The 22144-nt window shown below is 40.7% G+C and carries 22 protein-coding genes and 1 pseudogene; 20 read left to right on the top strand and 3 right to left on the bottom strand.

What is annotated here, in order from left to right:
* Positions 1–18 precede the first annotated feature (18 nt).
* The 8 genes from purD to purB all read left to right on the top strand — a co-directional run bounded on the left by purD (position 19) and on the right by purB (position 6878).
* Positions 19–1281 (top strand): phosphoribosylamine--glycine ligase, encoded by a 1263-nt coding sequence (gene purD, locus PCY16_RS10755; RefSeq protein WP_195414031.1) that lies wholly within the window; start codon positions 19–21, stop codon positions 1279–1281.
* 100 nt (positions 1282–1381) lie between these two features.
* Positions 1382–1873 carry a 5-(carboxyamino)imidazole ribonucleotide mutase gene (gene purE / locus PCY16_RS10760; protein ID WP_006150912.1) on the top strand — a complete coding sequence of 164 codons (492 nt, stop codon included), beginning with the start codon at positions 1382–1384 and terminating at the stop codon, positions 1871–1873.
* Positions 1860–2951: a 5-(carboxyamino)imidazole ribonucleotide synthase gene (gene purK, locus PCY16_RS10765; protein WP_195414030.1), complete on the top strand. Its 1092-nt coding sequence runs from the start codon at positions 1860–1862 to the stop codon at positions 2949–2951. The genes purE and purK overlap by 14 nt, the downstream gene beginning before the upstream one ends.
* Positions 2952–3902 carry a ketopantoate reductase family protein gene (locus PCY16_RS10770; RefSeq protein WP_195414029.1) on the top strand — a complete coding sequence of 317 codons (951 nt, stop codon included), beginning with the start codon at positions 2952–2954 and terminating at the stop codon, positions 3900–3902.
* 8 nt (positions 3903–3910) lie between these two features.
* A complete protein-coding gene (locus PCY16_RS10775; RefSeq protein WP_195414028.1) occupies positions 3911–4138 on the top strand; it encodes a phosphoribosylaminoimidazole carboxylase in 228 nt (75 codons plus the stop codon).
* Positions 4139–4263: 125 nt separating this feature from the next.
* Complete coding sequence (locus PCY16_RS10780; protein WP_195414027.1) at positions 4264–4512, top strand: cell division protein MraZ; 249 nt, start codon at positions 4264–4266, stop codon at positions 4510–4512.
* 98 nt (positions 4513–4610) lie between these two features.
* Entirely contained in the window at positions 4611–5366 is a 756-nt protein-coding gene (locus PCY16_RS10785; protein ID WP_195414026.1) for a DUF6710 family protein, read from the top strand.
* Positions 5367–5579: 213 nt separating this feature from the next.
* The gene (gene purB / locus PCY16_RS10790; RefSeq protein WP_195414025.1) at positions 5580–6878 is read left to right on the top strand and encodes an adenylosuccinate lyase; all 1299 of its coding nucleotides are present in this window, start codon (positions 5580–5582) and stop codon (positions 6876–6878) included.
* Positions 6879–7754: 876 nt separating this feature from the next.
* On the opposite strand, the gene argS is transcribed toward purB, so the two are convergent.
* On the bottom strand, positions 7755–9446 hold the full coding sequence (gene argS / locus PCY16_RS10795; protein WP_195414024.1) for an arginine--tRNA ligase: 1692 nt from the start codon (positions 9444–9446) through the stop codon (positions 7755–7757).
* A gap of 154 nt (positions 9447–9600) precedes the next feature.
* Here argS and argR point away from each other — a divergent pair, with 154 nt between their 5' ends.
* Genes argR through mutS form a run of 3 tightly spaced genes read left to right on the top strand, consistent with a single transcriptional unit; the run spans position 9601 to position 12939 of the window.
* Positions 9601–10029, top strand: a complete 429-nt coding sequence (gene argR / locus PCY16_RS10800; protein ID WP_171963598.1) for an arginine repressor — start codon at positions 9601–9603, stop codon at positions 10027–10029.
* Positions 10029–10388, top strand: a complete 360-nt coding sequence (locus PCY16_RS10805; RefSeq protein ID WP_195414023.1) for a YlbF family regulator — start codon at positions 10029–10031, stop codon at positions 10386–10388. Before argR ends, PCY16_RS10805 begins: the two co-directional genes overlap by 1 nt.
* Positions 10381–12939 (top strand): DNA mismatch repair protein MutS, encoded by a 2559-nt coding sequence (mutS, locus tag PCY16_RS10810; RefSeq protein WP_195414022.1) that lies wholly within the window; start codon positions 10381–10383, stop codon positions 12937–12939. Before PCY16_RS10805 ends, mutS begins: the two co-directional genes overlap by 8 nt.
* Positions 12940–12972: 33 nt before the next feature.
* Here mutS and PCY16_RS10815 read toward each other — a convergent pair whose 3' ends face one another.
* Both PCY16_RS10815 and PCY16_RS10820 read right to left on the bottom strand, forming a co-directional pair.
* Positions 12973–13428 carry a DUF3021 domain-containing protein gene (locus tag PCY16_RS10815; protein WP_060972120.1) on the bottom strand — a complete coding sequence of 152 codons (456 nt, stop codon included), beginning with the start codon at positions 13426–13428 and terminating at the stop codon, positions 12973–12975.
* Positions 13425–13862 (bottom strand): LytTR family DNA-binding domain-containing protein, encoded by a 438-nt coding sequence (locus tag PCY16_RS10820; protein ID WP_013989911.1) that lies wholly within the window; start codon positions 13860–13862, stop codon positions 13425–13427. Before PCY16_RS10820 ends, PCY16_RS10815 begins: the two co-directional genes overlap by 4 nt.
* A gap of 178 nt (positions 13863–14040) precedes the next feature.
* Here PCY16_RS10820 and PCY16_RS10825 point away from each other — a divergent pair, with 178 nt between their 5' ends.
* The 9 genes and pseudogenes from PCY16_RS10825 (at position 14041) to spx (ending at position 21877) form a co-directional block, all read left to right on the top strand.
* A complete protein-coding gene (locus tag PCY16_RS10825) occupies positions 14041–14346 on the top strand; it encodes a hypothetical protein (protein WP_037603797.1) in 306 nt (101 codons plus the stop codon).
* Between the two features lie 51 nt (positions 14347–14397).
* Complete coding sequence (gene mutL / locus PCY16_RS10830) at positions 14398–16341, top strand: DNA mismatch repair endonuclease MutL (protein WP_195414021.1); 1944 nt, start codon at positions 14398–14400, stop codon at positions 16339–16341.
* A 130-nt stretch (positions 16342–16471) separates the two neighbouring features.
* Complete coding sequence (locus PCY16_RS10835) at positions 16472–16693, top strand: hypothetical protein (protein WP_037597288.1); 222 nt, start codon at positions 16472–16474, stop codon at positions 16691–16693.
* A gap of 156 nt (positions 16694–16849) precedes the next feature.
* Positions 16850–17440 carry a Holliday junction branch migration protein RuvA gene (gene ruvA, locus PCY16_RS10840; protein ID WP_195414020.1) on the top strand — a complete coding sequence of 197 codons (591 nt, stop codon included), beginning with the start codon at positions 16850–16852 and terminating at the stop codon, positions 17438–17440.
* An 8-nt stretch (positions 17441–17448) separates the two neighbouring features.
* The gene (locus PCY16_RS10845; RefSeq protein ID WP_145517477.1) at positions 17449–18003 is read left to right on the top strand and encodes a DNA-3-methyladenine glycosylase I; all 555 of its coding nucleotides are present in this window, start codon (positions 17449–17451) and stop codon (positions 18001–18003) included.
* Positions 18004–18099: 96 nt separating this feature from the next.
* Positions 18100–19365 carry a competence/damage-inducible protein A gene (locus PCY16_RS10850; protein WP_195414019.1) on the top strand — a complete coding sequence of 422 codons (1266 nt, stop codon included), beginning with the start codon at positions 18100–18102 and terminating at the stop codon, positions 19363–19365.
* 40 nt (positions 19366–19405) lie between these two features.
* On the top strand, positions 19406–20545 hold the full coding sequence (gene recA / locus PCY16_RS10855) for a recombinase RecA (RefSeq protein ID WP_002889600.1): 1140 nt from the start codon (positions 19406–19408) through the stop codon (positions 20543–20545).
* A 195-nt stretch (positions 20546–20740) separates the two neighbouring features.
* Positions 20741–21203 (top strand): annotated as a pseudogene (gene tnpA, locus PCY16_RS10860) (IS200/IS605 family transposase).
* A 275-nt stretch (positions 21204–21478) separates the two neighbouring features.
* Positions 21479–21877 (top strand): transcriptional regulator Spx, encoded by a 399-nt coding sequence (gene spx / locus PCY16_RS10865; RefSeq protein ID WP_002886328.1) that lies wholly within the window; start codon positions 21479–21481, stop codon positions 21875–21877.
* The last annotated feature ends 267 nt before the right edge of the window (positions 21878–22144 follow it).

Genomic DNA, 22144 nt, shown 5'->3' on the forward strand with positions numbered 1-22144 from the left:
TATTGAGGTATCTTTCAAATGAAACTTTTGGTTGTTGGTTCTGGTGGTCGTGAACATGCGATTGCCAAGAAATTATTGGAGTCTAAAGACGTTGAGCAAGTTTTCGTAGCTCCTGGTAATGACGGGATGACATTGGACGGTCTTGATTTGATCAATATCGGAATTTCCGAACATTCTAAGCTGATTGACTTCGCAAAGGCGAACGATATTGCTTGGACCTTTATCGGTCCAGATGATGCGCTTGCGGCTGGAATTGTGGATGATTTCAATTCAGCTGGTCTTAAGGCTTTTGGTCCGACCAAGGCTGCGGCTGAGCTGGAGTGGTCTAAGGATTTCGCTAAGGAAATCATGGTCAAATACGACGTTCCGACAGCAGCCTATGGCACATTTTCAGATTTCGAGGAAGCCAAGACTTACATCGAGGAAAAAGGCGCTCCAATCGTCGTCAAGGCAGACGGCTTGGCCCTAGGTAAAGGTGTCGTCGTTGCTGAAACGATTGAGCAAGCCGTCGAAGCTGCTCACGAGATGCTTTTGGACAATAAATTCGGTGATTCAGGTGCGCGAGTGGTCATCGAGGAATTTCTTGACGGGGAAGAGTTTTCTCTCTTTGCCTTTGTCAATGGAGATAAATTCTACATTATGCCAACGGCTCAGGACCACAAACGTGCTTATGATGGGGACAAGGGCCCTAACACTGGTGGGATGGGTGCCTATGCGCCGGTTCCTCACTTGCCACAGAGCGTGGTTGACACAGCGGTTGACACTATTGTCAAGCCAGTCCTTGAAGGTATGATTAAAGAAGGTCGTCCTTACACTGGTATCCTTTACGCTGGTCTTATTTTGACAGTTGACGGCCCTAAAGTCATCGAGTTCAACTCACGTTTTGGCGATCCTGAAACGCAAATCATCTTGCCTCGTTTGACATCTGACTTTGCACAAAATATCACCGATATTTTGGATGGCCAAGAGCCAGCTATTACTTGGACGGACAAGGGTGTGACACTTGGCGTGGTTGTAGCCTCAAACGGCTACCCACTCGCTTATGAGAAGGGTGTCAAGCTTCCAGCAAAGACAGAGGGAGATATCATCACATACTATGCTGGAGCTAAATTTGCTGAAAATGGCCAAGACCTCCTCTCAAACGGAGGACGTGTTTACATGTTGGTCACAACAGCAGATACCGTCAAAGACGGCCAAAACATCATCTATAACGAACTCAACAAACAAAACACAGAAGGCCTCTTCTACCGAAACGATATCGGTAGCAAAGCAAACAAATAATCAGCGACCGTAGGTCGTAAAAGGCAAGCAAAAGCGAGCCAAACTAAGATAATGGTCGTCGTGGTGAGAAGACCATTATCAAAAAAGAAAAGGAAAAATTATGACTAAACCAGTAATTTCCATTATCATGGGCTCAAAATCCGACTGGGCAACCATGCAAAAAGCTGCTGAAGTCCTCGACAACTTCGGCGTCGCTTACGAAAAGAAAGTTGTTTCCGCCCACCGTACACCGGACCTCATGTTCAAACATGCCGAAGAAGCACGTAGCCGTGGCATCAAGGTCATCATCGCTGGTGCTGGTGGCGCTGCTCACTTGCCAGGGATGGTTGCTGCTAAAACAACCCTTCCAGTCATCGGTGTGCCAGTCAAATCACGTGCTCTTAGCGGTGTAGATTCGCTCTATTCTATCGTTCAGATGCCTGGTGGGGTTCCTGTCGCAACCATGGCTATCGGTGAAGCTGGTGCGACTAACGCTGCCCTCTTTGCCCTCCGTCTCCTCTCAGTAGAAGACAAGGCCATTGCAGATGCGCTTGCTAACTTTGCTGAAGAACAAGGAAAAATCGCAGAGGAGTCTACAAATGAGCTCAACTAAAACCATTGGTATCATCGGTGGTGGCCAGCTCGGTCAGATGATGGCTATCTCAGCTATCTACATGGGTCACAAGGTTATCACCCTTGATCCTGCAGCAGATTGTCCATCTTCTCGTGTGTCTGAGGTTATCGTTGCACCCTATGATGACGTAGATGCCCTTCGTCAGTTGGCGGACCGCTGTGATGTTCTCACTTATGAATTTGAAAATGTTGATGCTGACGGCCTTGACGCTGTTATCAAAGACGGTCAGCTCCCACAAGGAACAGACCTGCTTCGCATTTCGCAAAACCGTATCTTTGAGAAGGACTTTCTCTCAAACAAGGCTAAAGTGAGAGTTGTTCCTTACAAGGTCGTGACATCTAGCCTTGATTTGGAAGATATTGACCTTTCTAAAAAATACGTCCTCAAGACAGCGACAGGTGGTTACGATGGCCACGGTCAAAAAGTCATCACGTCATCTGACGATTTGGAAGAGGCAAATGCCCTTGCTAACTCAGCTGAGTGTGTCTTGGAAGAGTTCGTCAACTTTGATCTTGAAATTTCTGTCATCGTGTCTGGTAACGGCAAGGACGTGACAGTCTTCCCTGTTCAGGAAAATATCCACCGCAACAACATTCTTTCAAAAACCATTGTGCCTGCTCGCATTTCAGGAAGTTTAGCTGAAAAAGCCAAAGCCATGGCAGTGCGAATCGCTGAACAACTGAACCTTTCTGGAACTCTTTGCGTGGAAATGTTTGCGACCGCTGACGACATCATCGTCAATGAAATTGCGCCACGTCCACACAATTCTGGCCACTACTCCATCGAAGCCTGTGACTTCTCGCAGTTTGATACCCATATTCTCGGTGTTCTGGGAGCACCACTTCCAGCAATTCACCTCCATGCACCTGCTGTCATGCTCAACGTCCTCGGTCAACACGTCGAAGCAGCTGAGCGTTATGTCACAGAAAATCCAAGCGCCCACCTCCACATGTATGGTAAACTAGAAGCGAAGCACAACCGCAAAATGGGGCATGTGACTTTGTTTAGTGATGAACCAGATAGTGTGGTTGAGTTCGGGAAAGGAATTGATTTTTAGGTGAGAATAGCAATCCTAGGACTCGGAGTTATCGGGACCACTTACGCCTACGCTTTTCAAAAAGTAGGTCATAAAGTAGAACATGTCCTTAGAGATAGTAAGCGGAACAATGCTCCAAAATCTCTCTCAGTTGATTTGCTAGATGGTCGCTATCATTCCAAAGGTGAAAACAAACACGACACCTATGATGTTCATGTGGCGAAAGCTGATTCGGAATATGATTTTATTTTTCTGAGTGTGCGTCATGGTTTTGTCAAAGAAGCTGTGGAAACCTTGCGAAAAAATAATATCAAAGGCACCCTCGTTTTCTTCTGCAATTTCTGGAATACTCGAAAAGAGGTCCAAGAGTGGGCAGGAGATTACGACTATATTCTGGCTTTTCCGACAGCGGGCGGTCATATGCAGGAGGACCATTTGGATGGTGTCTTGTTCGACCATTTAATGTTAGAAGGTGAGCAAAAAGCAGACATTCCTAACTATGCTAATCTGACAGATTTATTGACTTCTGCAGATTTGAAGTGGGAAGTTCCTCATGATATGGTCGAGTGGATTTGGATTCACATGGCGATTAATGCGGGTGTTACTTCGACAGCTGCTCGTTCAGGAAATTTGGAAAATCCAGAACAGCTGGCTCTGAATTTGATGAATAGTTCTTCGGAATTATCATTGGCCATCAAGGCCATTCGAGAGGCTTTGAAAGTCGTAGAAGCGCGTGGCGTAAATTTGAAGCTTTATAAGGCAGAACTCTTGCCATACAAAATTCCCGCTTGGATTGCAGGAAAAGCCATGAAAGTCATGTTTGCGAAAAATGAGCTGACACGAAAAATTATGACCTTGCACAATGATAAACAGGACATCTTCTACTGTTGTCAAAGTGTTTATCAGACCGGTCAGGAGTTAGGTGTGAAGATGCCTATTCTGGAAGTAAATATGAAGGGCATTTCGATTTAGGAGGTTTTATGATTCAACTCATCGTTAATGCATTTGTTGAAAAAGATAAGACTGGAGCAGTCGTCGAAGTCTTGTATGCTAGTAGCAATCACGAAAAAGTGAGAGCAAAGTATGAAGAGCTAGTTGCACAATATCCTGAAAACTATTTAGCTATCTATGATGCCCCGCTGGATACAGATTTGAATACACTAGATCATTATCCATCTGTGTGGATTGGGAAAGAAGAATTTGAGTGAGCTCAGACTAAATTATTTGATAGATAGAAAAAGGGAGGGTGTATTCAAATAGTAAATAGTAATGAGAGGTAGAAAAAGGCTTATTATTGCAGAGATTGTCATGAAACAAGATAGGAGAATTTTATATGACGGGTTTTTGGGAAGATATGCGGGAAAGAATTATAGCAAATCAACAAGCTAAGCTAGATGATGCAGCATATAATGAGCGATTAGATAACATTGGAAAGGCTGCAACAGCTCTTTTGGAAGCTGGAATTGACGAGGAAAGAACAAAGGCACTACTTCAAAAGCATTGGGATCTTCGTCCCAGTGAGGCCCAAGATTTTATTGATTTTGTATATAAATATGTCCTAAAAACTAAAAAGGAAAAGTAGAATTGAGATTTCCTATGACATTATGATTAGAGAATTTATCACAGACTCAATCAGAATGTCATTATGTCATAGAAAAATTAAGTGTAAAGGAAGTGTTGATGCTAAGTTTTGTTAGGAGATTCTTTGAAATTGAGTCAGTAAAAGAGGATGCGGTTGATTATCAAAGTAGATTTCTCAATTATAAAAATATAGTTGAGAAATCTAATACATCTGAAAAAATAGTAGTAGTTAAAAATCTCTTATCGATTATAATAGAGTATTTAAATTTTGATGAAGCTATTCAAACTATTGAAACAATTCATGATGCACAAGATAATTCGTCAATTGAGACAATTTATAATATGCTTGCAGATAGAAATGATGTGACTATTGATGAAATAATTTGCGAAAAAATTCATCCGGATGATTTGAAGTTCTATCGTGATAAAACGATTAGAGAAGATGGTCCGATAAAAATAGCTATTAGAGAGTTTCCTATTTTATTGAATACTTGGAATTCTGATAGGATAATAAGAAACTTCAAAGACATAAATGATAACAATGTTTTTGATGGGGAACGTTACAGTAGTAATATAGAAAATCATTATATTTATCCTATGGATATTGCAGTTTGTAATGGAGCCAATCACTCACAATTTGCTGCGAGATTTCAACATGAAGGACAGACTGTTATAAAGGCTGTCTATAATTATTCAAATTTGTATGAAAATATATATTTTGATGGTTTAAATTATAGAAAGAAATTGGATGATTCAACTATTGCATTATCCTATGATAAAAAGCTAATTTTTTATTCGGGAGTTATTTTTGAACTTGGAAGATATTTATTGGAAGCTGAGTACCATAGGTTTTAGAAATATACACGGATATTCAGCATTAGTCCCATACTCCCAATCTTTACATAGAAAAATATAAATAAAAAGAAAGGAACAAGGGTACTCGTATTCACAAAAACTGAATACGGGCTACGGACTTGGTCAAAAAGATAGTTTTTCCTAGAAGCTGACGCTTCTTCGTCTAAACTCCTATTTTGACTTTGTCCGCTTAACGCCCTTAATATCTTAATTATGATCGAACGTTATTCACGCCCTGAGATGGCGAACATTTGGAGTGAAGAAAATAAATACCGTGCTTGGCTTGAGGTGGAAATCTTGTCTGACGAAGCATGGGCTGAATTGGGGGAAATCCCTAAAGAAGATGTGGCTTTGATTCGTGAAAAAGCGGGCTTTGACATCGACCGTATTTTGGAAATCGAGCAACAAACTCGTCACGATGTGGTTGCCTTCACACGTGCGGTTTCTGAGACTCTTGGTGAAGAGCGCAAGTGGGTTCACTATGGTTTGACGTCTACTGACGTGGTCGATACTGCCTATGGTTACCTCTACAAACAAGCCAACGATATCATCCGCAAGGATCTTGAAAACTTCCTCAACATCATCGCTGACAAAGCGAAAGAACACAAGTTCACTATCATGATGGGTCGTACCCACGGTGTGCACGCTGAGCCGACAACTTTTGGTCTTAAATTGGCGACTTGGTATAGCGAAATGAAACGAAACATCGAGCGTTTCGAGCATGCGGCTGCTGGTGTGGAAGCTGGTAAGATTTCTGGTGCAGTTGGTAACTTTGCCAACATCCCACCATTCGTTGAAAAATATGTCTGCGACAAGCTTGGTATCCGTGCCCAAGAAATCTCTACACAGGTGCTTCCTCGTGACCTTCACGCTGAGTACTTTGCGGTTCTTGCTAGCATCGCAACTTCTATCGAGCGTATGGCGACTGAGATCCGTGGTCTTCAAAAATCTGAACAACGTGAAGTGGAAGAGTTCTTTGCCAAAGGTCAAAAAGGATCTTCAGCAATGCCTCACAAACGTAACCCTATCGGTTCTGAAAACATGACAGGTCTTGCACGTGTTATCCGTGGTCACATGGTAACAGCCTATGAAAATGTTGCTCTTTGGCATGAACGTGATATCTCTCACTCATCAGCTGAGCGTATCATCACACCAGATACAACCATCTTGATTGACTACATGCTTAACCGTTTTGGAAATATCGTCAAGAACTTGACGGTCTTCCCAGAAAACATGATTCGCAACATGAACTCTACATTTGGTTTGATCTTCAGCCAACGTGCGATGCTTACTTTGATTGAAAAAGGCATGACGCGTGAGCAAGCTTACGACCTTGTTCAACCAAAGACTGCCCAATCATGGGATAACCAAGTAGACTTCAAACCACTTCTTGAAGCAGATCCAGAAGTAACATCACGTCTCACTCAAGAAGAAATCGACGAGATTTTCAACCCTGTTTACTATACTAAACGTGTTGATGAAATCTTCGAACGCATCGGTTTGGGTGACTAACCTAAACAAAATAGCAAAAAGCAGGTCTAGCCTGCTTTTTTTTTTTGATGGTGACATTTATGTCACTATTTTTGATTCCTTTTTAGCCTTATAATAGGGTCATCAAAGAAAACTATCAGAAAGGAGAAGTTAGCCATCTTAAAAGGACGACTTAGCTATTTACCGGAACTTAGTCTCTTAATAGTAAGTGTTGCTTATAATATCATCCGGATTATGAATGATATTGGTAGTCTTAAAGCACCGTCTTGGTTTTTAGATATGGATATTCCTAATGGGTGCTTACTATTACTTATTTTACTTATCGTTTTAAAAAGTGATGCAAGATAATAATTTCTTAAGTTACCTTTAAGCTTATTAAGATATATTATAACCATCCTAATAAAGCAGCTAGCTTTTGTGAGCTAGAGGTAAACATAATTTTTTCATAACAAATCTCCCCGAAGAAAGTCTTGAAATCTAGGCTTTTTTTGTTTTTTGAGTTTTATTAGGGTATTTTAAGAAAACACTTGAAAACCCTTCCAAAACAAGGTAATATAGTTATATAAAGATTCTATTGGACAAGCGGTCACCTTGGAGGATTAGGAAGAAGAGGTTGGGAAGCCTGTACAATCGTATCTTTTCAGTGGTCTCTGGACTGCTGTGAAAATCCCTTTGGGGATTTTTTTCTGCGATTTAAGGTTTCTTTAAGGTAGGGAGGTTATACTTTAAGTCTCCTAAATAACTTTTACTGAACCTTGTTCAGTAAGTCTCGTTGGCTTACACTTTTTGTAGAACAACGAACTTTTCTTTTTCATAATCTCCAAAAGAGCTCAACACCATGTGTTGGGTTCTTTTTTTGGTCACTAAAAAAACGCCCTTAGGCGTTTTAAATATGGCTTACATCTCGTCTGGAGCTTCAACACCGAGAAGGCGAAGGGCTTCTTTGAGGACTGTTGCTGTTGCGTAGCAAAGAGCCAAACGGCTGTCACGTTCTGGGCTTTCGTCCAAGATACGTATATGCGCATAGTATTTGTTGAAGGCTTGAGCCAAGCTGATAGCAAATTTAGCAACGATAGATGGTTCAAAGTTATCTGATGCACGGTTGATGATACGTGGGAAGTCTTGGATGAGTTTGATGATTTCCCAGCTTTCAACGTCGTTTAGGCTGTATGTGGCATCTGCAGATGGCGTGAAGTCAGCCTTGCGCAAGATAGATTGGATACGAGCGTGAGCATACTGTACGTAAGGTCCAGTTTCCCCCTCGAAGGATACCATGGCATCAAGGTCGAAGTCATAACCATTCATGCGGTCTGTTTTAAGGTCGTAGAACTTGATAGCTCCGACACCAACAGCGTGGGCAACAGCTTCCTTGTTAGGCAAGTTTGGATTCTTAGCTTCGATTTGAGCTTGAGCACGGTTAACAGCTTCAGCGATAGTTGGCTCAAGTAAGATAACGTTACCCTTACGAGTTGACAATTTCTTACCGTTCTTAGTTACAAGACCAAAGGCAACATGAGTCATATCGTCAGACCAGTCGTAGCCCATTTCTTTAAGAACAGCTTTCAACTGTTTGAAGTGGGCAGATTGTTCATTACCAACCACATAGATGGCTTTGGCAAAGTCGTAAGTACGTTTACGGTAGAGGGCAGCAGCCAAGTCACGTGTAATGTAGAGTGTTGCACCATCTGATTTTTTGATGAGGGCTGGGTGTTCGATACCGTATTTTTCAAGGTTAACCACTTGGGCACCTTGAGATTCTTGGAGAAGTCCTTTTTCTGTCAAGATGTCAACGACTTCGTCCATCTTATCATTGTAGAAAGCTTCACCGTTGTAGCTATCAAATGAAACACCAAGTTCATCATAGAGACGGTTGAATTCTACTAAGCTTTCGTCACGGAACCATTGCCAGAGGGCAGTTGCTTCCTCGTCACCAGCTTCCAATTTACGGAACCATTCACGAGCTTCTTCATCTACAGATGGGTCTTTTTCAGCTTCGGCATTGATACGCACATAAAGTTGAAGGAGTTCATTGATAGGGTTAGCTTTGACAGCTTCCTCGCTACCCCATTTCTTATAGGCAACAATCAGCATACCAAACTGTTTACCCCAGTCACCCAAGTGATTGATGCGGACTGGTTTGTAGCCTTGTTTAGCTACGATGTTGGCAAGAGCGTCAGCGATAACTGTTGAACGTAAGTGACCGATAGAGAAAGGTTTAGCGATGTTAGGACTAGACATATCAAAGGCAATGTTACGTCCGTGACCGATGTTTTGGTCAGCGTAGTGGCTGCCTTGAGCGATGACTTGTCCAAGAACGTCCGCTGAGATTTTTGATTTATCAAGGAAGAAGTTGATGTAAGGACCAACAGCTTCAACTTTTTCAAAGTTTGAAGCATCAATTTTTTCAGCGATGTCTGCTGCAATCATTTGAGGGGCCTTGCGCAAGACTTTAGCCAATGAGAAGGCAGGAAAGGCGAGGTCCCCCATGTCAGCATTTTTAGGGGTTTCAAGCAGATTTTGAATGTTTTCTTGTTCCAATTCGGGAACAACTTTGCCAATTTCTGCTGCAATGAGTTCTTTAGTATTCATAGGTACTCCATTTCAAATCTTGTCATTCATACCTATTTTACCATTATTTTAGTTAATAGGGTAGGGACAAGAAAGTATCTCTCAAGAAGTATTTCATGAAAAAATACAAAAATTCTGTTATAATATGCAAGGAATATACATAAAAAGAGGAAAGATAATGAAGAGAGATCGTCAAGCTGTTATCAAACAGATGATTTCAAGAGATAAGATTGGGACACAAGAGGAAATTAAGCAACGCCTAGAGGCGGAAGGTATCACGGTTACACAGGCTACCTTGTCACGTGATTTGCGTGAGATTGGCCTGTTGAAGCTTCGTGATGAGGAAGGTAAACTTTACTATAGTTTGTCTGAGCATGTGCTTTCAAGTTTGGATCCTACGGTTAAGGACTATGTCAAATCAGTTTCCCGTGCCCAGTTTATGCTGGTTCTCCATACAGAATTGGGTGAAGCAGATGTTTTGGCTAACCTGATTGATAGTGACGGCAATCCTGAAATTTTAGGAACCGTTGCTGGCGCAGATACCCTATTGGTAATCTGTAAGGACGCAGTGGTTGCTGAAAGATTGGAAAGTGAGTTTCACTGATGAAGACTCCTCATCAGAATTTCCAAAAAGCCAAAGAAGAGTTAATCGACCTCCTCAAAAACCATGAGGCGGTTCTTGCTTTTCAAGAGGCTGAGAAAGCTATTGGACAGATTCCTCAGATTAGTTATCTGGCTGGACAGATGAAGGCCTATCAACAAGAAGCGGTGCTTTTTCAAAAAATTGAGAAACAACGTGCCTATGAGGAGGCAGGTGAGCAGGCAGATTTGATTCAGAATGAGTTGGAAAATTTGCCCATTGTTCAGGATTACCGTCAAAAGATGCAGGATGCCAGTGACTTGATTCAATATGTGACCAAGTCTATCGAAGAAAAGATTAACGAGGAGTTAAGACATGGCTAAGGAAAAAATATCTCCAGGAATGCAGCAGTATTTGGATATCAAGGAAAATTATCCAGATGCTTTTTTGCTGTTTCGGATGGGGGATTTTTACGAATTATTTTACGATGATGCCGTTAAGGCTGCTCAAATTTTGGAAATTAGCCTAACCAGTCGTAATAAGAACGCAGATAATCCCATTCCTATGGCAGGTGTTCCTTATCATTCGGCTCAAGCATATATTGATGTCTTGGTTGAGATGGGCTACAAAGTAGCCATTGCTGAGCAGATGGAGGACCCTAAACAGGCTGTTGGCGTGGTTAAGCGTGAGGTAGTTCAGGTTATCACGCCAGGGACAGTGGTTGACAGCTCTAAACCTGATAATGCCAACAATTTCTTAGTAGCCATTGACAAGGCTGGAAGTCGATTCGGCCTGGCCTATATGGATGTGTCAACGGGTGAATTTTTTGCGACAGAGTTGGATGATTTTAGTTCAGTTTGCAGTGAAATTCAGAATCTTAAGGCACGTGAAGTAGTCGTTGGGTATGATTTACCTGAAGCTGATGAACAAGTTTTGGTGAAGCAACTCAACCTGCTTCTCTCCAAGGAAACAGAGGTTTACGATGATGTCCACTTGATTGACACTAGCTTGACAGATTTGGAAAGCAGTGTGGCTGGTAAACTTCTCCAGTATGTGCACCGTACTCAGATGCGAGAGCTCAGTCATTTACAAAAGGCTCAGCACTATGAGATTAAGGATTACTTGCAGATGTCCTATGCGACCAAGTCAAGTTTGGATTTACTTGAAAATGCTAGAACGGGCAAGAAACACGGATCTCTTTTCTGGCTCTTGGATGAAACCAAGACAGCTATGGGAATGCGTCTCTTGCGAACTTGGATTGATCGTCCTTTAGTGAATCAAGCCACTATCACCGAGCGTCAGAATATTATCCAAGTTTTCTTGGACAATTTCTTTGAGCGTAGTGACTTGACTGAGAGTCTAAAAGGTGTTTACGATATTGAGCGCCTGGCCAGTCGTGTTTCCTTTGGCAAGGCTAATCCAAAAGATTTGATTCAGCTATGTCATACTTTGGCTCAAGTACCGGTGATTAAGGCGATTTTGGAGTCTTTTAATGACGATGCCTTGTCACGTCTTTTACAAGAGTTAGATGCTCTGCCAGAATTAGAGAGTTTGATTCGGTCGGCTATTGATCCTGATGCCCCTGCAACCATTACAGAAGGTGGCATTATCCGTGCTGGTTTTGATGAGACCTTGGACAAGTATCGCAAGGTGATGAGTGAGGGAACGTCATGGATCGCAGATATCGAAGCCAAGGAACGTGAAGCGTCTGGTATTACAACACTAAAGATTGATTATAACCGTAAAGATGGTTATTACTTCCATGTGACCAACTCTAACCTTAGCTTGGTTCCTGACCATTTCTTCCGCAAGGCAACCCTGAAAAATTCAGAGCGCTTTGGAACTGCTGAGTTGGCTAAGATAGAAGGTGAAATGCTTGAGGCGCGTGAAAAATCATCAACGCTGGAATATGATATTTTCATGCGTGTCCGTGAGCAGGTTGAACGCTATATTGACCGTTTGCAATCTTTGGCTAAGGCTATTGCGACAGTCGATGTGCTTCAGAGTCTAGCTGTTGTAGCAGAGACTAATCATTATGTTCGTCCTGTGTTCAATGATGAGCATCGTATTGTTATTGATCAAGGCCGTCATGCAGTGGTTGAGAAGGTTATGGGCGTTCAAGAATACATTCCAAACACCATTACCTTTGACAGTCAGACCAATATTCAGCTCATCACAGGACCAAATATGAGTGGTAAATCCACCTATATGCGTCAGTTAGCCTTGTCAGTAGTTATGGCTCAGATGGGGTCTTACGTGCCAGCAGATAGTATTGACTTGCCAGTTTTTGATGCTATCTATACACGTATTGGTGCTGCAGATGATCTGATTTCAGGTCAGTCGACCTTCATGGTTGAGATGATGGAGGCTAATCAGGCCATTAAGCGGGCGACACCTAATTCCTTGATTATTTTTGATGAGTTGGGACGTGGGACAGCTACCTATGATGGTATGGCCTTAGCTCAGTCTATTATTGAGTTTATTCATGACAAGGTGGGGGCTAAGACCATGTTTGCTACCCATTATCATGAGTTGACAGCCCTGTCAAACAGTTTGACACACCTTGTAAACGTTCATGTGGCGACACTTGAAAAGGACGGTGAAGTGACTTTCCTTCACAAGATTGTCGATGGACCAGCCGACAAATCTTATGGTATTCATGTAGCTAAGATTGCAGGTTTACCAGCAGATTTACTGGAACGTGCTGACACCATCTTGACACAACTAGAGGGCGATACAGTTACCATCCAACCTCAGGAAAAGGTATCGCCTCAAGAGAAATCTGCCACTGAAACGCATGTCAACGAGCAAATCTCTCTCTTTGATGATTTTACTGAAAATCCAGTTCTTCAAGAGTTGCGTGATTTAGATATTTACAACATGACACCTATGCAGGTCATGATGGCTGTAGCAGATTTAAAACAGAAACTATAAAAGAAGCTTGTCAATTGACAGGCTTCTTGTCTTTTATAGGTGTTTCAATTCTTGGTTGAGTTGTTCAATATCCTTTTTCATTTTCCAATAAGAGAAGACCCAAACGAGGAGATAGATAAGGCTGAATTCAATGACTAGCTCCAAGTAGAAAGTTAAACGTAGAGGGAACCATCCGCTGAGGGTAGCTAGTGGAATGAAACCTAGACAGGTCAAGGCGTAGTGAGTGAGGGTTGCACGAAGCAAACTCCATTCAGCTTTACGGAAAATATAACTAGCGATTTCAAAAAGAATACCGATAGCAAACCAAGTGATGAGGCAGTAGGCCAATACTATAGATCCGTGAACCTGATGTGACGTCATCCATTGTCCAATGGCTGAGTGAGGATTTAGAGGCATGTAGCTTGGTGCCCAGATAAGGGACATAATCATAGATACAGCTAATCCAATAAGGATGCCACTTGTGCCTGATTTAAAAAATTGTTTTTTCATTGTAATTTCTCCTTTATTGCTTTGAGGTAACGGCGTGATGAGTAGGTAGTTTCCTTGTTTTTAAGGTGAATTTCTACGAGGCCGTTAGGGGTGATGTTGAAGCGTTCAATTTCTTTGAGGTTGACAATCTCTGATTGTGAAATTTTGATAAAGTAAGATGGCAGTTTTTCTAAAACTTGATAGAGACGTAAGCCTAAGGGGTACTCTCCTTGAATAGTTTCAGCTAGAACTTGTCGATTTTCGATGTAAATTCTGGAAATAGCTTTGGGTTCGATAAGATAAGTTTCTCCATCTTTTTTTCCTTTGAGTCGGTGGTTGTCATCCAAACTTTCGACAAACTCGACGACTTGCTGAATCTTTGGCGTCCGACTAGGTGCCTGAATCTGCAACGTCTCTTCTTGAAATACCGAGTCAATCTGAACTTTTATTTTCATAACTATCCTTTCTTGTTTGTAATTGAGGAGGCCTCCTCCCTTTCACACCTTTATTAAACACTATTTACTAGTCCACAGCAATAGCGTTTGTCTATGTGGTCCCATATGGTGTCTAAGTGGTTGAAAATATTTTAGAAAACCCCTATACTTAATGAAAACGTACTGACGAGGTAATCACATGAAATCTATAATGAAATGGTTAGCAGGAATTTTTCTTGCCTGCAGTCTGATTTTGAGTTTTTTTACACCTTTTGAAAAGGCACTAACACTGAACCTGCTCTTGCTTTATTTCTTTGTTAAGCAGTTTATGGATTCTACAAGCTCGCCTAAAACCTACCAATGGATTTTCCAAATCATCTACCTCTTGATTTTTTCTGGGCTCATTTGGTTCAACCTTCGTCATGGGGATATGATTGTTATAGCCACAGCCTTATCTTGGCTAACAGTTGTGTGTGAGTTGTGGCTTTATAGTAAGCATAAGTAACAGTCAGCACCAGTGAATGTATCAACCTTTTAGAAGGGAGAAAAAATAATTATGCCAAAAATCATCGAATTGCCTGAAGTTCTAGCCAATCAGATTGCTGCTGGAGAGGTCGTAGAGCGACCAGCTAGTGTAGTTAAAGAGCTGGTGGAAAATGCTATTGATGCAGGCAGCACCCAGATTACTATTGAAGTTGAAGAATCAGGCCTCTCAAAAATTCAAATTACAGACAATGGCGAAGGAATGGCTCAATCTGATGTAGCTATGAGTTTGCGCCGTCATGCAACAAGTAAAATTAAAAATCAAGGAGACCTCTTTCGTATTCGAACTCTTGGTTTTCGAGGTGAGGCCCTGCCATCAATAGCTTCTATCAGTCATCTTACCATTGTGACGGCGGCTGATGGAGAAGCCTATGGGACTAAACTGGTTGCCAAGGGTGGGGAAATTGAGAGTCAGGATCCTATTTCAACACCAGTTGGAACAAAGATTACCGTTGAAAACTTATTTTATAATACCCCAGCTCGTCTCAAGTATATGAAGAGTTTACAGGCTGAGTTGGCTCATATTGTCGATGTTGTCAATCGTCTGAGTCTAGCTCATCCCGAAGTTGCCTTCACCTTGCTTAATGACGGTCGTCAGTTGACACAGACCTCAGGTACTGGAGACCTCCGTCAAGCGATTGCTGGGATTTATGGTTTGACAACGGCTAAAAAAATGATGGAAATTTCAAATTCTGACCTTGATTTTGAAGTTTCTGGCTATGTTAGTCTCCCTGAGTTGACCCGTGCGAATCGTAACTACATCACGATTCTCATTAACGGACGTTATATAAAAAACTTCCTACTTAACCGTGCTATTTTTGATGGTTATGGTTCTAAACTCATGGTAGGGCGCTTCCCTATTGCGGTTATTGATATTCAGATTGATCCCTACTTGGCTGATGTCAATGTTCACCCAACAAAGCAGGAAGTACGTATCTCTAAAGAAAAAGAGCTCATGGCTCTTATCAGCTCTGCCATTGCTCAAAGCCTTAGAGAGCAGGATTTGATTCCTGATGCCCTTGAAAATCTAGCCAAGTCTAGTACTAGAGGTGCAACTAAGCCGGTTCAAACCAGTCTTCCACTCAAACAAACCAATCTTTACTATGATAGCAGTCGTAATGATTTCTTTGTCAAACCAGAGACAGTTCAAGAGGATATCAAACCTCTTGTATCAGAGTCAGAGTCTCCAGTTTCATCGGTAGAAAACAAACCGCAACCATCTGTTAAACAAGCACAACGTTCAGCAGATGAAAGTGATAGTGAACACGAAAAACTTGATTATAAAAACAAGTCGAAAATGAAGCGCATGCTTGAAAATCTGGACAATGAGGAAACCTCAACCTTCCCTGAGTTGGAGTTTTTTGGTCAAATGCATGGAACCTATCTCTTTGCTCAAGGACAAGGTGGACTTTACATCATTGACCAGCATGCTGCCCAAGAACGTGTTAAGTATGAGTACTATCGCGAAAAGATTGGTGAGGTTGACAGTAGTTTACAACAGCTCTTGGTTCCCTATCTCTTTGAATTTTCAGGGGCAGATTACATTAGTTTACAAGAAAAAATGCCTCTTCTTAACCAGGTTGGTATCTATTTGGAGCCTTATGGGAATAACACCTTCATTCTTCGTGAACATCCTATCTGGATGAAGGAAGAAGAGATTGAATCTGCAGTCTATGAGATGTGCGACATGCTTCTTTTGACGAATGAAGTGTCTGTCAAAACCTACCGTGCTGAGTTAGCCATCATGATGAGTTGTAAACGTTCAATCAAGGCCAATCATGCTCTCGATGATTACTCTGCGCGTGACCTTCTAGTACAGCTTGCACAGTGTAAAAACCCCTACAATTGTCCTCACGGACGTCCTGTACTTGTCAACTTTACAAAGTCTGATATGGAAAAAATGTTCCGTCGAATTCAAGAAAATCATACCAGTCTACGTGACCTAGGGAAGTATTAAAACTTTTTTTCGTCTTACTTTACGAATAGGAACGTTAGATTTATAATAGTGATGAAGACAAGGAATCTTCTAATGTTTTAGCACATCATTGTAGGATGATTGACTGATTTTTAAGTTAGGAGGTAGAGTGATGAGACACCTAACAAAAACTAATAAACACTTTTTACTTGTTGGCTTAACATTTTTAGCGACTAGCTTGATTTTCTATATTTTGGCTTGGTTAGGTCGACCAAGTTTGGAGAATGCCCTAGTAAATGTTTCTAGCATTGCCTTTACTTTAGGCGTTGTAACATATATTCTATTAGGTCTAAAGATGATTACAGATACTTTAAAGACGAGTAGTCATCCTTAAAATGGAGCAAACAGAATCCACTTTCGAGTGGATTTTTTGTTACAATAGTACAGCAGTGCTTGAGATGACAAATAAACACTCAAGACAATTATCTTATAAGTATAAAATAACAAAGCAATCCATTGAAGATACTAACGAGAAAGGAAATCACACGCTATGTATGATTACATCAAGGGAACTCTAGTGAAAATTACTGCCAAGTATATTGTTATAGAAGCAAACGGCCTAGGTTATATTGTCACTGTAGCGAACCCATATAGTTTTTCTGACCAGATGAATCAGACTATCCAAGTTTACCTTCATCAGGTTATTAGGGATGACGCCCACCTTCTTTTTGGTTTCCATACTGAAGATGAAAAAGAAGTCTTCCTTAGGCTTATTTCAGTTTCTGGAATAGGTCCGACGACTGCTCTAGCCATTGTTGCTGTAGATGATAATCAAGGCTTGGTGGCTGCCATTGATAATAGTGACATCAAGTACCTGATGAAGTTTCCAAAGATTGGTAAAAAGACAGCCCAGCAAATGGTTTTGGACTTGGCAGGGAAATTTGCAGAGTTACCAACAGAAACGACCAAGACGACACCAAGTCAACCTGAAGGAAATCATCAGTTGGATGAGGCTATGGAAGCTTTGCTTGCTCTAGGTTATAAAGCTGCAGAACTTAAGAAAATCAAAGCCTTCTTCGAAGGTACTAATGAAACGGCAGAGCAATACATTAAATCAGCTCTTAAGATGTTGATGAAATGAGGTAAGCAATGGTCAATCGTTGTCGTTGGGTTCCAACAAACAATAAATTATATTGTGATTATCATGACAAGGAGTGGGGAAAGCCTATTGGTGACGATCAAAAACTTTTTGAGCTACTTTGCTTAGAAAGTTATCAGTCAGGACTTTCTTGGTTAACTGTTTTAAATAAACGTCAGGCCTTTAATCGTGTTTTTCATAACTATGATATTGAGCGTGTTGCCCAGTTTAGCCTAAGTGAACTTGAAGAAGCGCTTCAAAATCCGGATATTATTCGTCACAAACTTAAGCTAGAAGCAACCGTAAATAATGCCAAACAAGTACTAAAACTCCAAGATGAATTTGGCTCCTTGTCCCATTATTTTTGGCAGTTCTTTGACGGAAAGCCCTTGGTAAATAATGTTCCCACATATAAGGACGTCCCATCATCGACTGATTTATCCCAACAGATTGCCAAAAATCTAAAAAAGAGAGGGTTCAAATTTTTAGGACCGACTACTATATATTCATTTTTACAAGCCGCAGGATTTGTGAATGATCATGAAAATAACTGTGACTTCAAATAAATGAGTGGATTTGATTGACAAGACGAGGAAAACATGTTAGTTTATAAACGAACATGTTTTTGAGATTATTTTACGAATAGTAATATAGGTGAACCAATGAAAGCTGAATTGATTGCAGTAGGAACCGAAATCCTAACCGGGCAAATCACCAATACCAATGCCCAATTTTTATCTGAGAAACTAGCTGAACTAGGAATCGATGTATATTTTCACACCGCAGTAGGTGATAATGAAAACCGCCTACTCTCAGTTCTTGATCAGGCTAGTCAACGTAGTGATTTAGTTATTCTTTGTGGTGGACTTGGCCCTACTGAGGATGACTTAACCAAGCAAACCCTAGCTAAGTTCTTAGGAAAAAAACTTGTTTTTGATGAGGAGGCAAGTAAAAAGCTGGACAGTTTCTTTGCTACTCGCCCTAAACACACACGAACGCCTAATAATGAACGTCAAGCGCAAATTGTTGAGGGGGCTATCCCCTTGCAAAATCCTACAGGTCTTGCAGTTGGAGGCGTCATTACTGCTCAAGGGGTGACCTATGTAGTCTTACCTGGTCCACCAAGTGAACTCAAACCTATGGTGAATCAGGAACTTGTTCCAGCACTTACTGAGAATCACGCAAGTCTTTATTCGAGAGTCCTAAGATTCTTTGGCGTTGGAGAAAGTCAATTGGTGACTATTCTGAAGGATTTTATTGTTAACCAAACAGATCCAACCATAGCTCCATACGCTAAAGTGGGGGAAGTAACACTTCGCTTGTCTACAAAGGCTTCTTCACGAGAAGAAGCAGATCAAAAACTAGATGTTTTAGAAAAACAAATTCGTTCTACTAAAACTCTAGATGGCAAATCCTTATCTGATTTTATTTATGGGTATGGAGAGTCTAATAGTTTAGCCTTTGAAGCTTTTCGTTTGCTTAAGAACCATGGCAAGACTATCACTGCAGCTGAAAGCCTAACAGCAGGTTTATTTCAGGCTAGTATTGCTGATTTTTCAGGAGCCTCACAAGTATTTAAAGGCGGCTTTGTTACTTACAGCATTGAAGAAAAATCTAAAATGTTGGATATTCCCTTGTCGCAACTAGAAAAACATGGTGTTGTCAGTCATTTTACTGCAGAAAAAATGGCTGAAGGTGCCCGAGCTAAAACAGATAGCGATTACGGAATTGCACTTACCGGTGTAGCTGGACCAGATTCATTAGAAGGACACCCAGCAGGTACAGTATTTATTGGTATTGCTGATAGGAATCAAGTAAGGTCAATCAAGGTTGTTATAGGTGGAAGAAGTCGTTCTGACGTTAGATATATTAGTACCCTCTATGCCTTTAACCTAGTTCGCCAAGCTTTATTACAAGAGACAACTTGATTTAAGTTTGTCTTTAACTATAGAAAGAAGAGGAAAATAAGTGGCTAAGAAAACAAAGAAAACAGAAGAAATTACAAAGAAATTTGGAGATGAGCGTCGTAAAGCACTTGATGATGCTTTGAAGAATATTGAAAAAGATTTTGGTAAGGGTGCAGTTATGCGTCTTGGTGAGCGTGCAGAGCAGAAGGTTCAGGTTATGAGCTCAGGCTCGCTAGCTTTGGATATTGCTCTTGGTGCAGGTGGTTATCCTAAAGGTCGTATTATCGAAATTTACGGACCAGAATCATCAGGTAAAACGACTGTAGCCCTCCATGCTGTTGCTCAGACGCAAAAAGAAGGCGGAATCGCTGCCTTTATCGATGCAGAGCATGCCCTTGACCCTGCTTATGCGGCAGCACTAGGTGTTAATATCGATGAGCTTCTTTTGTCACAACCTGATTCAGGTGAGCAAGGTCTCGAAATTGCAGGTAAGCTGATTGACTCTGGTGCAGTTGATTTGGTTGTTGTTGACTCAGTTGCGGCCTTGGTACCACGTGCAGAAATTGATGGAGATATTGGTGACAGTCATGTTGGGCTTCAAGCGCGTATGATGAGTCAAGCCATGCGTAAGCTATCTGCATCTATTAATAAAACAAAAACAATTGCTATCTTCATTAACCAATTGCGTGAAAAAGTTGGTATTATGTTTGGTAATCCAGAAACAACACCTGGTGGACGTGCTCTGAAATTCTATGCATCAGTACGTCTTGATGTACGTGGAAATACGCAAATCAAAGGGACTGGTGATAAAAAAGACCAAAATGTTGGTAAGGAAACTAAAATCAAGGTTGTCAAAAACAAGGTTGCCCCACCATTTAAAGAAGCCTTTGTCGAAATTATGTATGGTGAAGGGATTTCACAAACAGGTGAGCTTGTAAAAATCGCTAGTGATTTAGGAATTATTCAAAAAGCCGGAGCATGGTTCTCATATAATGGAGAGAAGATTGGTCAAGGATCTGAAAATGCGAAAAAATATTTGGCAGATCATCCAGATATTTTTGAAGAAATTGATCATAAAGTACGTGTACACTATGGTTTGATTGAACCAGATGAAGAGGATAGTGTTGAAGAAGCACAAGTTGAAGAAACATCTGATGAACTTGTTTTAGACCTTGATTCAACCATTGAAATTGAAGAATAAGTGTAAAAGAGCCGAAGAGCTCTTTTTTTCTTTGATTTTATGTGACTTTAAGTCCGTTTCGCTCCGAAGGTGCGAAACAGATAAACCACCCGCTATGCGGGTGCGCATCGAAGGTTATACCGTCATAACAAAAAACTCCAAACGAGTTACAATATAGGTGTTCAAGCCAATTGTAAAGCGGAAGGAGTTAAGGCTATGGCGCAAAAAGCTCACAGTTTATCACATACAAAATGGATGTGTAAGTACCACATTGTATTTACACCTAAGTATAGACGAAAAATAATCTATAATCAATATAGGAGTAGTCTGGGAGAGATTTTTCATAGACTATGCCAATATAAAGGCGTTGAAATAATAGAAGGCCACTTAATGCCAGATCATGTCCATATGTTAGTAAGTATTCCACCACGAATGAGTAGCTAGTTTTATGGGATATTTAAAAGGTAAAAGTGCATTAATGATGTTTGATAAACACGCCAATTTAAAATATAAATTTGGGAACAGACATTTTTGGGCAGAAGGTTATTATGTAAGTACGGTAGGACTTAATGAAGCCACAATTAAGAAATATATTCAGGAACAAGAGAAGCATGATGTCGCTTTGGATAAATTAAGCGTGAAAGAATATGAAAATCCCTTTAGGGATAATGGTAAGTAATGCGAATGCCTCTTTGAGAGGCTTGTGACGAGTCAAAAGCAATAAGGCTTGAACAAAGTGAAAGCCAGCGTCTTTAGGCGCTGGCTGGTATTATGGGCTTATAGCCCTTGATCAAACCACCCGTTAGACGGGTGGTTTTGACTTTAATCTAAGTAAAAAAAATCTATGATAATTGAAAAAGTCCCCTTAGATTCAAAATAGGTCGCTAGACCGATTTCTTAAACTAAGGACAATGATAAGATAATAGTATCATGTGACAGAAAGAGAGAATTAACATGATTAAGATTTATACAATCTCAAGTTGTACAAGTTGTAAAAAAGCAAAAACATGGTTGAACAACCATCAACTTCCTTATAAAGAACAAAACCTTGGTAAAGAACCACTTACAAAAGAAGAAATCTTAAACATCCTATCAAAAACAGAGAATGGTGTTGAGAGCATTGTTTCATCAAAAAATCGCTATGCTAAAGCTCTAAATTGTGATATCGACGAGCTCAGTGTTAGTGAAGTGATTGATTTGATTCAAGAAAACCCAAGAATCTTGAAAAGTCCAATCTTAATTGATGATAAGAGATTGCAAGTGGGTTATAAAGAAGATGACATCCGTGCGTTCTTACCGCGCTCAATACGAAATGTCGAAAATTCACAAGCACGCATGCGAGCAGCTCTATAAAAAATGAAAAAAGGAGATACTAGAGATCTTCTTTTTGCTTTCACTTATTGCATAGAAAATAAGTATTGACATTGGTTCACAAACTTGATAGACTAATAAAGTCTCAAGGAAATTGTTCAGTAACTGAAAAAAGTTTGAAAAAAACTTTAAAAAAGTTATTGACAAGACAAGTCAGAGATGATATTATAGATTAGCTGTTTCGGAAGGAGCAGCCAACACCAAGAAGTGAAAAAAACTTCGAAAAAAGTGTTGACAAGTCATTCTAGA

The organism is Streptococcus sp. SS4, assembly GCF_030440125.1.
Lineage (GTDB): Bacteria > Bacillota > Bacilli > Lactobacillales > Streptococcaceae > Streptococcus.

Excerpts from the sequence above, each read along its gene's own strand:
- purD (WP_195414031.1), top strand. The coding sequence starts at position 19 with ATGAAACTTTTGGTTGTTGGTTCTGGTGGTCGTGAACATGCGATTGCC.
- purE (WP_006150912.1), top strand. The coding sequence starts at position 1,382 with ATGACTAAACCAGTAATTTCCATTATCATGGGCTCAAAATCCGACTGG.
- purK (WP_195414030.1), top strand. The coding sequence starts at position 1,860 with ATGAGCTCAACTAAAACCATTGGTATCATCGGTGGTGGCCAGCTCGGT.
- PCY16_RS10775 (WP_195414028.1), top strand. The coding sequence starts at position 3,911 with ATGATTCAACTCATCGTTAATGCATTTGTTGAAAAAGATAAGACTGGA.
- PCY16_RS10780 (WP_195414027.1), top strand. The coding sequence starts at position 4,264 with ATGACGGGTTTTTGGGAAGATATGCGGGAAAGAATTATAGCAAATCAA.
- PCY16_RS10785 (WP_195414026.1), top strand. The coding sequence starts at position 4,611 with ATGCTAAGTTTTGTTAGGAGATTCTTTGAAATTGAGTCAGTAAAAGAG.
- purB (WP_195414025.1), top strand. The coding sequence starts at position 5,580 with ATGATCGAACGTTATTCACGCCCTGAGATGGCGAACATTTGGAGTGAA.
- argS (WP_195414024.1), bottom strand. The coding sequence starts at position 9,446 with ATGAATACTAAAGAACTCATTGCAGCAGAAATTGGCAAAGTTGTTCCC.
- PCY16_RS10805 (WP_195414023.1), top strand. The coding sequence starts at position 10,029 with ATGAAGACTCCTCATCAGAATTTCCAAAAAGCCAAAGAAGAGTTAATC.
- mutS (WP_195414022.1), top strand. The coding sequence starts at position 10,381 with ATGGCTAAGGAAAAAATATCTCCAGGAATGCAGCAGTATTTGGATATC.
- PCY16_RS10815 (WP_060972120.1), bottom strand. The coding sequence starts at position 13,428 with ATGAAAAAACAATTTTTTAAATCAGGCACAAGTGGCATCCTTATTGGA.
- PCY16_RS10820 (WP_013989911.1), bottom strand. The coding sequence starts at position 13,862 with ATGAAAATAAAAGTTCAGATTGACTCGGTATTTCAAGAAGAGACGTTG.
- PCY16_RS10825 (WP_037603797.1), top strand. The coding sequence starts at position 14,041 with ATGAAATCTATAATGAAATGGTTAGCAGGAATTTTTCTTGCCTGCAGT.
- mutL (WP_195414021.1), top strand. The coding sequence starts at position 14,398 with ATGCCAAAAATCATCGAATTGCCTGAAGTTCTAGCCAATCAGATTGCT.
- PCY16_RS10835 (WP_037597288.1), top strand. The coding sequence starts at position 16,472 with ATGAGACACCTAACAAAAACTAATAAACACTTTTTACTTGTTGGCTTA.
- ruvA (WP_195414020.1), top strand. The coding sequence starts at position 16,850 with ATGTATGATTACATCAAGGGAACTCTAGTGAAAATTACTGCCAAGTAT.
- PCY16_RS10845 (WP_145517477.1), top strand. The coding sequence starts at position 17,449 with ATGGTCAATCGTTGTCGTTGGGTTCCAACAAACAATAAATTATATTGT.
- PCY16_RS10850 (WP_195414019.1), top strand. The coding sequence starts at position 18,100 with ATGAAAGCTGAATTGATTGCAGTAGGAACCGAAATCCTAACCGGGCAA.
- spx (WP_002886328.1), top strand. The coding sequence starts at position 21,479 with ATGATTAAGATTTATACAATCTCAAGTTGTACAAGTTGTAAAAAAGCA.